A 14,194-nucleotide genomic window follows, 5' to 3' on the forward strand; every position below is an offset into this window, starting at 1 on the left:
AGAACCGCAATGAACAACACAATCACGAAAATAATCGTCGCGGCAAGTGCAATCCTTCTGCCTGTTTGTTAGCGGTTTTCCGGTCGGCGGAGGACGGGGAGGCGCGTAGATTGGAGGAATTGAGTTGAAAAATCCGAAGATTGATTCTCCCCTACCTCGGTGTCTCAGAAGCCGAACTGACAAGACAATATGAACGGAGTAGAACGTTTTCGAAGCGAGATAACAGAGTATTCAAGAGGGAACTCGATGCCCCATGAATTCATAGGGCCTAAGGTGCCCGTTCGGTTCTTCCTGATCGCCTGATTATTCCGGAGGCGGACCGCCCTTCGGCGGAGGAGGCGGTTTAGCCGCGGCGATTACATCATCGATTCTCAGTATCATCGAAGCTACCTCTACTGCCGATCCGATCGCGTGTTCTTTGACTTTTACCGGCTCCAGAACTCCTTCCTTCCACATATCGGAGACTTGGCCAGTGTGAACGTTGATTCCACTCCACAAGCCCTTATTTTCGTGAGCTGCTCGTAGAGCCACTAGGATGTCAATCTGTTCCAGGCCCGCGTTGTCGGACAGGGTTCGTGGAATCGATTCCAGCGAATCGGCGAAAGCCTCAACTGCGAGCTGTTCTCTGCCCCCTATTTTCGGGGCAAGATCGCGGATTCGCTTTGCCAGCTCAACCTCAACAGCCCCGCCACCTGCAACTATCTTGTTCTTCTTGACAACATCGATAACGACAGAGAGTGCATCTTTGAGGGCTCTCTCGGCCTCGTCAACTAATCTTTCGAGACCGGCTCTAATGAGGATGCTAACGGACTTCGGGTCCTTTGCGCCTTCTATGAAAACCATCTTGTCATCGCCAATTTTTCGCTCTTCGACGAGACCTGCGAGTCCTAAGTCCGCGCTGCGAATGTCTTCTAAGTTGGTGATAATCCGTGCGCCAGTAGCTCTTGACAGTTTTTCGATGTCAGATTTCTTGATTCGTCTCGCCGCCAAGATTCCGTTCTTAGCCATGAATGACTGAGCTACTTCGTCGATACCCTTCTGGCAGAGAACAACGTTTGCGCCAGATTTCTTGATCTTCTCAACCATGTCCTTCATCAGTTTCGTCTCTTCATCGAGGAAGGACTGCATTTGCTGCGGATTGCTAATCTTGATTTCAGCGCTAAACTCAGTCTTCTCAATCTCTAACGGAGTATCCAATAGTGCAATCTTTGCTTTTTCGATCCTCTTCGGCATTCCAGGGTGAACAACTTCCTTGTCCACTATGACTCCCTTGATCAGCTCGGTATCGAGGAGGCTCTTACCCTCCTTCTTTACTAGCTGAATGTTCTCGATATCGGCAGTGAACCCATCACCCCTCTTTTCGATGACGTGGTTAACTGCATCGACAGCAATATTCGCAAAGTGTTCAGTCGCGCCTCCCAGCGACTTGCCGCGCATAGCGGTTACGGCAATCTTACGAAGGGTCTCTGTGTCCTTCAGGTCTACTGTTTTTCCGATCTCGTTGAGAATCTCTCGGGCCTTGTCCCCAGCCTTCTTGAATCCCGCGTTAATGACGGTCGGGTGCAAGCCCTGGTCAAGCAGGAATTCCGCGCGCTTCAATAGTTCGCCTGCGAGAACAACGACGGATGTTGTTCCATCGCCTACTTCGTCGTCTTGGGTCTTGGCTATCTCTACAAGCATCTTCGCAGCGGGATGCTGAACATCTAACTCATCAAGAACGGTAGCCCCATCACTTGTTACCGTAACATCACCAAGGCTGTCGACAAGCATTTTGTCCATACCTCGGGGCCCAAGGGTCGTCTTGACAACCTCTGAGACGATCCTAGCAGCGCTAATGTTGCTTCTCTGTGCATCCTTTCCGCGATTACGTGCGGATCCTTCCTTCAAAATCAAAACTTGTTGGTTTGCGAGATATGACATCTACTCTTAGCACTCGGAAAGAGGGGCCGGCGGAGTTGCGAATAAAAACCTTATCTCAAGTGCGGGCGAGTTTGAGGCTATTCCTTCTGTATGCGCTTGACAGCGAGACGGATATCCTCTGATCTCACCGTTTTTCGCCCTGCGTGCGTTGCGAGTTCCAGAGCTTCCTTGCCGACCCGGATGGCAAACTCTTCAACCACCTTTCGCAGTTCCTCCGCTGCATCGTCCCCTATTCGCCCGGCCCCGCCCCGTTTTATGAGCCGATGCACTGCAGCGGTTGATATCTCGCTCTCTCCCAAGGATGGGACCGATTTTGGTTCCCAAACCAGACTATAAAAGAGTTAGTCGAACGTAACCGCGCTTTCGCGCCAATATTTAAAAGTCCAGCAGAAGGTCCGCGGACTTCTCGGATGTGCTAGCGTGGGAAAAGTTCGGATAGCCGCGGTCAAAAAAGTTTCGAGAGAACTCGTCGCCCGGTATCCGGACAAGTTCAGCAAGAATTATGAAGAGAACAAAGTCGCACTCTCAACCCTTGTTGATGCGAGAACTAAACGACTACGAAACAGGATAGTCGGTTACGTTACCCGGCTTAAGATAGTTGAAGCGAAACGCGCCGCAGCACCCGGTGAAATCGGACCCGAAGGAACAGACGACCAAGCATAGTACACGCTGGCCTAGCAGCGTTTTGGAAGCCCCTTCTTCCCTGAAAGGCTACTCGATTGCTGGCGCCAGAATACCCATTCTTATCGCGCTAATGAAGGCATCAAATCTCAAGCCGCATGAAGAAACGGTTCCCGAAGACCTCAAGAGACTTGTCAACGCCCTAGAAGAAAACCCGGTTCTGCGACACCCAATAATCGCAGACAGGAGAACGGGAATCGTTCTAGACGGGACGCACAGATTGGCCGCAATTAAGCAGTTAGAGTGCAACTTCATCCCCTCGGCCCTCGTAGACTACGGCGACCCTCAAATCGCGATTGAAAGATGGTTTAGATTGTTTTCAGGATCGAACGTTGCGAAGCTCGAGAACGACCTTAGGCGACTCAACCATAGGGAAGCGAGCCGAGAAGAATGTGAGGACGGACTTTCAAAGAGGCGATGGTATGCGACGGTCGAGAGACCCCTGTCTCGTTTGGCCTTCCCCATCCGTAGTCCAGATCCCTACGAGATGGTCCGAGACTCCCACAGCATCGAAATCACTGCTCGAGAGCACGACGTTGGCATCGCATATCAGGACAAGAAGAACACGGAAACCGGAGGTCCGGGGAGCCTTATTATGTCAACGATCAGGATCGAGAAAAAAGAGGTCGTCGAGACCGTCGAGAAAGGAAAGTTGTTCCCGCCGAAATCCACTCGCCACCTCGTTCCCTCAAGGCCCCTAGGGGGTGGAGTCCCTATCGATTGGCTACAGGTTTCGGATTTTTCCGAAGCGCAATCCCGATATCAGAAATATATCCGATCGAGGAAGGTCAAACGGTTACCCGAAGGGTCAAGGGTTGGGAGTAGACGCTACTTAGAGGAGGTTTTCCTGTTTGAATGAAACGCTGAACGTGCCCGCGGATGCCATTCCAGTGAAACTTATCGGAGTCCTCGGCTCGGCCGCAGGAAACAGGGAAATCAAGCTGCCGACCTCCAACACTCTAACCGTCCAAGAACTAATCTCGACGCTCTTGAAGGGCGTAGACAACAATTCTTTCAGAGAACTCTTGGTCGACGCAGGAACTGAGGACCCAAGACCGAACGTGATCATACTATTGAACGATCAGGATTGCAATGTATTCGAAGGACTGAAGACGCAGATCGAGCCTGGGACGAGGGTTACCATTATTCCCGTGGCGCACGGGGGCTAGACTTCAACTATCTCGCACTTTAGTCGCTTGATAACGTCGTCGGCCCTTTCCAATTTCACCTTGTGGGTGTAGAGCTGCCGCGGAGTCCTTAGCTTTAGCTTGACCAAATCCTTCGCTCGCTTTACTCGGCACTCTAGAGCGCCCTCTGATAGGCTGACAAATTTGTCTGTGCTTGTGATTTCCGATGGCATCTTTCGGACCTTGTTAGTCCGGAGCTTGCCTCTCTCTATAAACGGTTCGCCTCAATCGGCCCATCGAGAACCCTGGTGGTCCTGAGACCGGCCCCTTTTTCCCAAACATCCTTTCCTCAACGATCCCTTGGGGGTCGATTCCTCCCCCGTCGCACCCTTCACGAAAATCCCCAACCGAACAAATTCGAGAAAAAATCCATGAGCTCTAATATCACCTCAACCCAAACAAGCTACGTGTGATTCTTAGTTGATCCGGATAGGCATCATCGGAAAGACAAATACCGGGAAAACTACTTTCTTCAACGCGGCAACGTCCAGCACGGCGGAAGTCTCAACCTATCCGTTTACAACAAAGAAACCCAACACCGCTCTCGGTCAAGTTCAGACCCTCTGTGTCTGCAGAGAACTCGGCTTGAAAGATCGACCCCGCAACTCGAAGTGCGTAGATGGCTGGCGATTCATTCCTGTCGAGGTGCTCGACCTCCCTGGGTTGATCAAGGGAGCATGGAAGGGAAAAGGGCTCGGAACACAGTTCCTGAACGTAGTAGCACAAGCAGATGCACTTCTCCACGTGGTCGACGCCTCAGGGAGCATCGACTCAGATGGCAAGATCGCCCGCGCTGGAATGGGAAATCCAATACTGGACGTCTATGATATTGAAGAGGAGCTAGTTCTCTGGTTCAAAGTGTCTGTCGATAGATCAATGCAAAGGTTACGCAAACGACCTCTTAAGACCGGAGCCTACGACAAAGCCTTCGCCAAGGAACTCGCCGGAATAGGAGTCAAACTAGAACATGTAACAGCTGCTCTTGAGGCGGCAAACCTCTCCACAAGACATCCGAAGGACTGGAAGGAGGAAGATTCAAGAAAATTCTCTGAAAGGCTGCGAGCAGTCTCAAAACCAACTTTGATCATCGCCAACAAGATGGACCTCGCCTACTCCGAGAAGAACCTCGAGAAACTCCGCGAAGAATTCAGCTCTCAGCTCGTCATACCTGCTTCAAGCGAAGCAGAGCTCGCATTGAAACGAGCCCAAGAGAAGGGCTTGATAGAGTATGTTCCGGGTGAAGAGACCTTCATGGTCCTTGACGAATCGCGAATATCCAAGGACCAAGCTTGGGCCCTTGCATACGTGCAGCAAAAGGTCATGACCAAGCTAATGAGGACTGGAGTAGAGTTCGCCCTGAACTCCGCGGTCTTCAAACTACTGGGAATGAACGCTGTATACCCTGTCGAAGATCCGAAGACCTTCGCGGACAAGAAGGGAAACGTTCTACCCGACGTTTTCTTGGTTCCCCGCGAATATACGCCGAAAGATCTGGCCAACGAAATACATTCAGAGCTAGCTGAGAAGATGCTTTATGCGATTGACACCCGCGATGGTTTGAGATTGCCCAATGAATATCTTCTGCGAGATCGAGACGTGATCTCGATCGTCACGGCCGCCCACAAGAAGTAATTTTTCCCGAAAATATTCCTATGAGAATAGGCTAACAAACGTTAATAACAGAACTTCGCCGCGGACACATTCAAACTCTTGAGTTTGAGAAAATGGGCCTAGTTATCAGCGAACTAAAACAGACCCCCGTGGGTGAACAGGAGCTCGAAATTGTTGAGCGAAAAGGGCTCGGACATCCTGACCACATATGCGACGCCGTTATGAACGAAGTCTCCGTCTCTCTGAGTCGAGAATACATCAAACGATACGGCATAGTCATGCACCACAACATCGACAAGGCACTCCTCGCGGCGGGAGCAGTCAGTAGAAATTTTGGAGGCGGGGAAGTCAAACGACCTATGCTAATGGTCTTCGGAGATAGAGCCACATACGAGGTAGATGGTGATCCGATACCTATTGACGAGATAGCAGTTTCGACGGCGAAGAAGTGGTTCAAGAAAAACCTCCGATTCGTTGACCCTGATAGACACGTCCGATACCAAGTTGAGCTAGCACGAGGCTCAGAGGCACTTCGAGACATCTTCAGTAGAAAAGGAAAATTCTATGGCGCAAACGACACATCAGCCGCAGTAGGCTATGCGCCCCTTACTGACACCGAGAGAATTGTTCTTCACACAGAACGCTACATCAACTCTCCCAGCTTCAAGAAAGAATTCCCGGAAACAGGCGAAGACGTCAAGATAATGGGCTCAAGAGAAGGAAAAGATCTAAACCTTACAATTGCCATGGCTTTCGTTGACCGCCTAATTGAGAACGAGAATCAATACTTCCAGCGCAAGGCAGAGGTGGTCGAGGACGTGACGCGCTTTGTCAAGTCAAGGGTGAAATTTGACGGCGTGAATGTTGATATCAATACTCTGGACAAGAGGGGGCGGGGCATGGGAGGAATCTACCTCACAGTGCTCGGAACGTCAGCGGACGACGGTGATGGCGGTCAAGTAGGCCGAGGAAACCGAGTCAACGGCGTCATACCACTCAACCGTCCAACCTGCTCAGAGGCAGCTGCTGGCAAGAACCCTGTTAGCCATGTCGGAAAGATATACAACCTTCTAACCTACGAGATCGCCCAACACGTCCACCAAAAAGTCCCCGGCGTTAGGGAAGTTTACGTCTGGCTGCTGAGCCAAATAGGAAAGCCTATCAACGAACCGAAAGTCGCAGGGGTGGAACTCATCCTTGACAAAGGAGTAGAACTAAAGGGAGTCTCGAAGGCCGCTTCAGAGATCGCAAAATCCGACCTCAACAACATTAACGATTTTACCAAACGCCTGACCGAAGGAAAGATACCGGTCTGCTAGGCCAACAAATCCCATGAGTTCAACCTCACGGGCAGTTCTTGGCTGGATTTCCGCCGTAGCCGCGTTCTTTGTTGTTCTTACGTACGTTCTAGTAATGGGTTTAGCATTCGCACTAGTTACGGTAACCCAACTGGCGAGTGATCTAATGGCTTCTAGCGGAAGACCAGCCCTCGGATTTTTCTACATATACTCAAGGTACACCGTACTCCCCCTATCATTTCTAACCTATGCGTGCATCTTCATTTTCGCACTTTGTTTCGCCGCGGGGTTTAGATCGAGAGACGGCTTCCTCTCAGGTCTGAAAGGATTAACCAAAGTTGGACGAATTACTGGCTCGTCAAACTGGCTTGTTGCCATGCCGCTAATCTCCTCCGGGCTCATTATCATCGTCTTAATCGTGACGTTTGCTCTAAGCCAAGTCGGGGTCCCATCCGGATCACTGTGCGATCCCAACATCAACAGATGTCCGACACAGGCGCAACTCTTTGCTGGCCTAGCTTACGCCCCTATAGGCGAGGAGCTTGCCTACCGAATTATTACGCCGCTGAGTCTCGTAGTGCCCATCAGAATCTTGTGGAGGAGACTCGACACCGGGCAAGGCCCTTCCGCGACCAAGTTTCTCTCAATCGCCGGTCTATCCTTTCTCTCACCTGAACGCGCGAAACACAAGACGGGATATCCTACCTTTGCGGTTAGTGGTTGGCGCGGGGTCCACTGGCTAGAGTGGATCTTCATCTTTGTCTCGTCGGTATTGTTTGGCCTTGCCCATGTTGAATCCGGAGGTGGGACCAGCTGGGGGGCGGGCAAGGTTGTTACAGCGGCTGTCTCTGGCTTCGTCATAGCTATTGTCTATGTTGGGTACGGAGCCTACGCAGCGATACTCCTACACTGGTTTTTCGACTTCTACTTTGAAGTAGCGATCGTTGGAGGCTCTATCTTAGGCGGCCTTTTCTCCATAGTTCCCTATCTCGTTTCTTTGACCGCGCTAGTTGTTGGAGCCTTGTCCCTGCTGGTTGCAATCGCATGGGCAATTAGGAGAGTCAAAAGGAAAATAGTGCTTCGAGAAAGTCCAACGACTTATAAGACACCCGAACCCGAAGCTCCACCTGTTCAGGCGTAGGAGCTTGCATCACCGTCAAGTTCGAAAGAATTGAAGTTGAGCCGTTCAGACCATAAGGAATCCGAGCATTCTTCCGAAAACCAATCAAGATCTAGTCCGGAGTTTGCCCTTGGCAAGAACTATGAACCGGCAGTGGAAGAAACCAAATGGCAGGAGTACTGGCGCCAGAACGACATTTACCACTTCGACGCCCACGAAAAATCCCTCAAGACGTTCAGCATCGACACGCCTCCCCCGTATCCCAGCGGCGACTTTCATGTCGGAAACGCGTTGAACTGGTGCTACATCGATTTCGTAGCACGCTACAAACGGATGAAGGGGTTCAACGTGCACTTTCCCCAAGGCTGGGACTGCCACGGCCTCCCGACAGAAGTTAGAGTTGAACAGACATTCAAAGTGCGAAAAAACGACCTGCCTCCAGAACAGTTCATCGAAATGTGCCGAAAACTCACGGGCGAGTATATCACCAAGATGAAGCAATCAATGAATCGGCTTGGAATATCCTCGGACTGGTCACTAGAATACAGAACAATGGACCCAGCTTACTACAAGCTCACTCAACTTTCCTTCCTCCAACTGTACAAGTCCAACCATCTCTACCGCGGAGAACATCCTGTGAACTGGTGTCCCCGCGACGAAACGGCAATAGCAGAAGCAGAGGTGGTGTACCATGAACGTAAAGGAATCCTATACTTCATGAAGTTCGGATCATCTAACGATAACGTCGAGATCGCATCGACGCGACCGGAACTTCTCGCCGCCTGCGTCGGAATAGCAGTCAACCCAAAGGATGAGAGGTACAAAGCGATTGTAGGAAAAAACATGACGGTGCCAATCTTCGGCCAGAAAGCCCGGGTAATAGCCGACGATGAAGTGGATTCCCAATACGGCACTGGCGCGGTAATGATATGCACCTTCGGGGACAAGACAGACGTCAGATGGCAAAAAAAATACCATCTCCCGGTCATCAAGGCGCTTACAGAAAGCGGCAGATTATCCGTTGATGACCCCCGGTTCAAAGGCCTCAAGACAGAGGAAGCAAGAAAGAAAATTGTTGCAGAGCTACGAGCTCAAGGACTGATCAACAAGACCGAGACAACACAACAGAACATCGGAACATGTTGGCGATGCCAAACGCCCGTCGAGATCATCGCAAGACCCCAATGGTTCATGAAGACCCGGGACATGACACGCAACGTCGTAGAATGGGCTGGAAAGCTGGATTGGATCCCACCCTTCGCCAAGCAACGTCTCATCGATTGGGCCGAATCCCTCGACTGGGACTGGGTAATATCCCGACAGAGAATTTTCGCTACACCGATACCGATCTGGTATTGCACAAAGTGTCACACATCAATACTCCCAGATGAAAGCAAGCTCCCTGTGGATCCTCGAAAGGACAAACCGCCACAAGAAAAATGCTCGAACTGCGGGAGCCAGGAACTTATTGGTGAAACGGACGTGCTTGATACCTGGATGGACTCATCCATAACCGCTCCCGTCCACGCAGGCTGGCCAAACGATTCAGACCTATTCGCAAGACTCTTCCCGGCAGACTTACAACCCAACGGTCTCGATATCGTTCGAACGTGGGACTACTATCTCCTTGTTAGAAATCTCGCGTTATTCCGCACCGCCCCTTACAAAACGCTCCTAATCAACGGGATGGTGAAAGGGACCGATGGTCGTATGATGCACAAATCCTACGGAAACTATGTGGAAGCCGACGAGGCAATCAGAAAAGTGGGAGCAGACGCACTTCGACAATGGGCAGCTGCAGGAGGATCGACCGGCTATGACATACCATTCCGCTGGAACGAACTCGAATACGGGAAAAAGTTCCTGACGAAGCTCTGGAACGTAGCTAGGTTTGTTCTCACCAACAGAACCGAATCCCTTTCTCTGAAAAAACCTACGAATCCGCCACTCATCGATCGTTGGCTTCTGGCCTCCATTCAGAAGTTGACAGAGCAGGTATCAGACGCCTTTGAAACGTTCCAGTTCAACGTGGCTTTGGAAGCGATCAGAAACTTCACGTGGCATGCGCTGGCTGATGATTACTTGGAAGCGGTAAAGCATAGACTTCAAGCTGGAGGGAACTCGGCTGACTTCAAAGCAACTCAATATTGCTTGCAAGAGGCGCTTCTTACTATTTGCAAGCTCCTCGCACCCATATGCCCTCATATGTCAGAGGCGATTTACCATCAATTCCCATCAGGAATCGCCAAGAGTATACACCAAGAACACTGGCCGGAGCGCGACAGACCCATCGACGACACATCGATTCACAACGGCGCACTCCTCTTAAACGTCATCGCTCAGCTTCGTCGCGAAAAGTCCTCAAAGGGTCTCTCATTAGGTTCGAATATCAAAAAAATCGTCGTAAGAACCGACGCGGAGAACCTGCACCTTCTGAAAGAGAACGAGGAAACCATTCTCAAAACGCTCAAAGCTGATTCAATCGAACTCGAACGCTCGCCCACAAACCCAAGCCAGGGAAGAGAGCAGACCCCTGGATTCAGGGTTGAACTTATTGTATAGTCGAGTCTTTTCTTCTTGGAAGACCAGTGGCTATGGAACACTCCCGCTCAGAACTGTCCAGTTGCAGCCTCATTGTTCCTCTGACCGAGGGAGGAACGAATCGTTGAATTGGCGCGACTGGTTTGCTCGTTTACGTCTTAGAGTCAATGACCGATAGAGTCTCTCGTCCGTTCGTCTGCGAAGAGTTGGACCCTTCCACAATTCTGGCAAACGAAGGCATCGAGGTGTAAAACGCCCTCTCCCAGCTCGGCCCAGTTCCCAAATAGGAGATGCGCGGCCCCACTCGTTCCTCCCGTCCGGAACGGAATGTCTCCCATATCGGTCATACCGACATTGCAAGAGGAACATTTTACGAGAAAGCTGGTTTGAGCTGAAGATTCCGACAATTTTTACCGCTTAAGATTGCATCCGTTGAGAAGCTTAAGCTTTGCTCGGCCGTTATCATCACGGTCGGCCATGAGGCGACCGGTTGCTCAATGCTGGAAACGCTCTGGTTACTCGAGAAGCCGTCGAATCGCTGAGAAGCGTTCCCAGACGATGACCATTGCCTTGAAGGCTTCGCTAAGGCCAAACGCTTCGGCTCAATCGTTCAGTCCATAGTTTTCATACAAGAAGTCAAGTCTTATATCATGACAGGAGTAAAATCTTCCGCGAAGGCGTCAGTTGGACCAACAGGTCAGATTGAGAATGGTTTCCTTGCAAGTTCTCGATTGCAGCAATCCTTTTCATGTTGACCGCAAAACGGTTTAGACTCCTTAGCAAACACAAAGGATGGCAAGAAAAATGGGAGAAGAGAGACCGAGAAGAAGTTACGGCAGAAAAGGCGGCTACCCTAGAAGCGGCGGAGGAAGTAGTGGAGGAGGTTACGGCAGAGGCGGAGGGGGCGGAAGCTACGGCCGCGGCGGGGGAGGCGGCGGTCGAGGATACGATCGTGGTTACGATCGCGGGCAGGACCGGAACCGCGGACCGGCACCAGTAGAAGAAGGCCAAGAGGTCGACGTTACAATCGATTCCGTTGGTAAACGAGGGGACGGAATAGCGAGAATTAACAACTTCGTCGTCTTCGTGCCCGGGACAAACCAAGGCGACCAAGTAAAAGTCAGAATAACCTCGGTGCGAGGCAATTTCGCGACAGGAGAAGTCGTCACAGGAGAATAACAATTGAAAATCGCGGAACTTAAACCCGGAATGAGGAGAGTCGACGTTACGGGAAAAATCGTCGATATGGAGACTCCCCGGGATGTGCAGACAAAATTCGGACCCGGACAAGTTGCCAGCGCCACTCTCCAAGACGAGTCCGGAACAGTCAAAGTCACTTTGTGGAATGAGAACATTTCGAAGGTTGCGGTCAACGATAATGTTCAGATCGAAAACGGATATGTTGACTCGTTTAGGGGAGAGCTTCAATTAAACGTCGGAAGATATGGAAAGCTCGCAAAAGTGGAATCCGCCTAGACACGTAGTCCCAGACGATCGGATTCGCGACTGAACAACTCGATAGAGCGCTCTACTCACTCGATACTGACTTTTGGAGTTGATGTGTCCGTTGCTCCGAGCGTGTATCTTGTGAGTACGGTTTTCCTTTGCTGGTTTTCGACTTGAGCAACGACCTCAATGAAACCTTCGATCTTCGTTCCAAGTATTTTCTTCTTCAGTAACTGGTCGACCTGGAAGATCCCGGACTCATTGTACATGCTTATCTCAACGATTACGGGTTTTTGTTTGCTCTTTCGGATTTTCACGTCTCGGATCGACATAGCTGAAAGGGCATGGATGTCCTTTTTCCCAGCGGTAAAGGGAATCCTGGCGCGGCCTTCCTTCATATCCAGTGCGTCTGCGACTCTCACAACTCCAGCTTCGATTGTGAATTGGGGAATCTCAGATTCATGAGCATAAATCGTGTGAAGCGCTTCTGCTGTTATGATGGCTCTCTCCTTGTCCCCGTATATTCCGGTCAAAAGCCCCGGTATGATCTGAGCCGCGAGAGAGACGCTAAAGATCTGATGATTCTCTCTGTGCGCTACCATTCCTAAATCATGCAACACCGACCCAAGAAATACCACGACCTCAGCATCATCATTAGTGAGCTTATGATCAGTGACGATACTCGGTTCCACACCAGCCTCGATCAGGTTCCGGAGAATCTTCAAGCCAATATTAGAAACTATGGCGAAATGGACTCTACCATGGTCTGAAAGACCCAGCCTACGAACTGCGTTAGTGTTTATGCAATCCCAGAGGCTCTGCAGATACTCGTCACTATTGACGCGGTCAAGAACCGTCTTGAGTTTCTGATTTGAATTGTAAGGCAGATTAATCGTAGCAGTACGCACCGACAATCGGCTCCTTCCCGTAGCGCTTCAAAAAGGTTGTCGAACCAGCGACCCAAAGCCAAATTACTTTCCAGAGATCAAGTCGTCGTGCGTAACGAGTTGTCGAAATGAAGCTCGAAAACGTCGAATACGCAGTCACCGACAATGTCGCTCACATTGAAATGAACCGTCCGCAAGTCCTCAATGCCCTTTCAAGGGGAATGTTTCGCGACTTGAGGAAGGCGTTGAGTCTAGCAACGGAAAACAGTGATGCAAGAGTTGTTGAGATTACCGGCGCTGGAAAGGCATTCTCCACTGGTCTCGACGTTAGAGAAGTCGGAGGATTCAAGTCAAGAGTCGAAGCAAGAGAATTCGTTTATGGACTCGTCAAGCCGTTCTGGGACCAGCTCTTCAAATGCGAGAAACCGCTCATATCCGTGGTCGATGGGCCGGCATACGGAGCTGGTGCAGAAATTGCCCTAGCTTCCGACGTCGTCGTTGCATCGATTGAATCATCGTTCGCTTTCTCGGGAGGAAGAGTCGGAGCACTCTGCTGTATTTCTGGGATAATCGGACCGTCTCTAATGAATGGAAGAAAACTTGTCGAGATGAACTTGACCGGAACCCCTCTTAGCGCAACAGATGCTACTAACTATGGCCTCGTCAACTATTCAGTTCCGAGAGAGAAACTAACTCCAACACTGGAGAAGATTATTCGAGAGATGATGCATGTATCTCCCATATCGAACTCAAGTTTCAAACGACTCAAGAAGACTGACCTCACAAAGACAAAACTAGAGACGGCATACAAGGAACTACTGAGAACGATAACAAGCAAGGAGTTTCGAGAGGGGTCAAGCGCCTTCGTGGAGAAACGCTCGCCAGACTATTATCGATAACGCCACTAATTTTCTGGCGCCCCCCGCAGCGAAGAGATTCAATATCACTGCTCGATCAGCGCTTCGGTGAAAGAGTCCTTATATCGGGTCCAGCGACCTGTTCGTGTAGGCTGGACGATGCGGCTCAGTCGGAGCCAGCAAACCAGTACAATGGCAAAATAGAGGTGTAAGAATAACAAATGCGAGGAGGAAATTGGAAGGGCAGGAACGTTAGAACCGAAATGAAGACCTTAGAATGCCCAAGATGTCACGACCACGTACGATTGGACAAGTATACTATTCATATCGCCTCTTGTCCCCAACCAGCCGTTGCTAACACGGCGGCTTAACTGAATTATTTGGCGCCGGGAGTGGGATTCGAACCCACGGTTGCCTGACGCTTTGGCATAGGCGGGTACTCTGTCGTGGTAACGCTTAACACTTTTGGAATCCCATTCCCTCTGCCAAATAATTTACGGATGATATCCGTAAAGTCAGGATAGGACCCCTTCCTCCCTGAGCTTTTGCGCTGTTCTTCGAACCGTCTCGCCTTTCGCCTTCCTCCCTGGATAGTAGGCACGAACCCAGTCGGTCAGCTCGTCCGGTTGATCTGGACGGCATGGTG

At 50.7% G+C, this 14,194-nt stretch carries 14 protein-coding genes; 10 read left to right on the forward strand and 4 right to left on the reverse strand.

Annotated elements, in window-relative coordinates; genetic code table 11:
• Positions 1–303 precede the first annotated feature (303 nt).
• Together thsB and VGS11_04825 are read right to left on the reverse strand one after the other, a co-directional pair.
• A complete protein-coding gene (gene thsB, locus VGS11_04820; protein ID HEV2119411.1) occupies positions 304–1,920 on the reverse strand; it encodes a thermosome subunit beta in 1,617 nt (538 codons plus the stop codon).
• A 77-nt stretch (positions 1,921–1,997) separates the two neighbouring features.
• Positions 1,998–2,219 (reverse strand): histone family protein, encoded by a 222-nt coding sequence (locus VGS11_04825; GenBank protein HEV2119412.1) that lies wholly within the window; start codon positions 2,217–2,219, stop codon positions 1,998–2,000.
• A gap of 121 nt (positions 2,220–2,340) precedes the next feature.
• Here VGS11_04825 and VGS11_04830 point away from each other — a divergent pair, with 121 nt between their 5' ends.
• From VGS11_04830 to VGS11_04840, 3 genes are read left to right on the forward strand one after another with little or no spacing between them, the layout of a single operon-like run.
• Positions 2,341–2,583 carry a 30S ribosomal protein S17e gene (locus VGS11_04830; protein HEV2119413.1) on the forward strand — a complete coding sequence of 81 codons (243 nt, stop codon included), beginning with the start codon at positions 2,341–2,343 and terminating at the stop codon, positions 2,581–2,583.
• A gap of 22 nt (positions 2,584–2,605) precedes the next feature.
• Positions 2,606–3,460 (forward strand): ParB N-terminal domain-containing protein, encoded by an 855-nt coding sequence (locus tag VGS11_04835; protein ID HEV2119414.1) that lies wholly within the window; start codon positions 2,606–2,608, stop codon positions 3,458–3,460.
• Positions 3,453–3,770, forward strand: coding sequence for a MoaD/ThiS family protein (locus VGS11_04840; protein ID HEV2119415.1), 318 nt, complete (start codon positions 3,453–3,455; stop codon positions 3,768–3,770). Before VGS11_04835 ends, VGS11_04840 begins: the two co-directional genes overlap by 8 nt.
• On the opposite strand, the gene VGS11_04845 is transcribed toward VGS11_04840, so the two are convergent.
• Positions 3,767–3,961 (reverse strand): hypothetical protein, encoded by a 195-nt coding sequence (locus VGS11_04845; protein ID HEV2119416.1) that lies wholly within the window; start codon positions 3,959–3,961, stop codon positions 3,767–3,769. The genes VGS11_04840 and VGS11_04845 overlap by 4 nt on opposite strands.
• Before the next feature lie 247 nt (positions 3,962–4,208).
• On the opposite strand from VGS11_04845, the gene ychF reads away from it, so the two are divergent.
• From ychF to VGS11_04875, 6 genes are all read left to right on the forward strand, one after another.
• On the forward strand, positions 4,209–5,420 hold the full coding sequence (ychF, locus tag VGS11_04850; GenBank protein ID HEV2119417.1) for a YchF-related putative GTPase: 1,212 nt from the start codon (positions 4,209–4,211) through the stop codon (positions 5,418–5,420).
• Between the two features lie 92 nt (positions 5,421–5,512).
• Positions 5,513–6,718, forward strand: coding sequence for a methionine adenosyltransferase (locus tag VGS11_04855; GenBank protein HEV2119418.1), 1,206 nt, complete (start codon positions 5,513–5,515; stop codon positions 6,716–6,718).
• 13 nt (positions 6,719–6,731) lie between these two features.
• Positions 6,732–7,838: a hypothetical protein gene (locus VGS11_04860; GenBank protein ID HEV2119419.1), complete on the forward strand. Its 1,107-nt coding sequence runs from the start codon at positions 6,732–6,734 to the stop codon at positions 7,836–7,838.
• A gap of 36 nt (positions 7,839–7,874) precedes the next feature.
• Positions 7,875–10,379 (forward strand): valine--tRNA ligase, encoded by a 2,505-nt coding sequence (locus tag VGS11_04865; protein ID HEV2119420.1) that lies wholly within the window; start codon positions 7,875–7,877, stop codon positions 10,377–10,379.
• 783 nt (positions 10,380–11,162) lie between these two features.
• On the forward strand, positions 11,163–11,537 hold the full coding sequence (locus VGS11_04870; GenBank protein HEV2119421.1) for a TRAM domain-containing protein: 375 nt from the start codon (positions 11,163–11,165) through the stop codon (positions 11,535–11,537).
• A 3-nt stretch (positions 11,538–11,540) separates the two neighbouring features.
• Entirely contained in the window at positions 11,541–11,834 is a 294-nt protein-coding gene (locus VGS11_04875; GenBank protein ID HEV2119422.1) for an OB-fold nucleic acid binding domain-containing protein, read from the forward strand.
• A 56-nt stretch (positions 11,835–11,890) separates the two neighbouring features.
• On the opposite strand, the gene VGS11_04880 is transcribed toward VGS11_04875, so the two are convergent.
• Positions 11,891–12,712 carry an HD domain-containing protein gene (locus VGS11_04880; GenBank protein ID HEV2119423.1) on the reverse strand — a complete coding sequence of 274 codons (822 nt, stop codon included), beginning with the start codon at positions 12,710–12,712 and terminating at the stop codon, positions 11,891–11,893.
• A 107-nt stretch (positions 12,713–12,819) separates the two neighbouring features.
• On the opposite strand from VGS11_04880, the gene VGS11_04885 reads away from it, so the two are divergent.
• Entirely contained in the window at positions 12,820–13,590 is a 771-nt protein-coding gene (locus VGS11_04885) for an enoyl-CoA hydratase/isomerase family protein (protein HEV2119424.1), read from the forward strand.
• Positions 13,591–14,194: the final 604 nt, after the last annotated feature.

The organism is Candidatus Bathyarchaeia archaeon (assembly GCA_035935655.1).
Taxonomy (GTDB): Archaea; Thermoproteota; Bathyarchaeia; order 40CM-2-53-6; family 40CM-2-53-6; genus 40CM-2-53-6.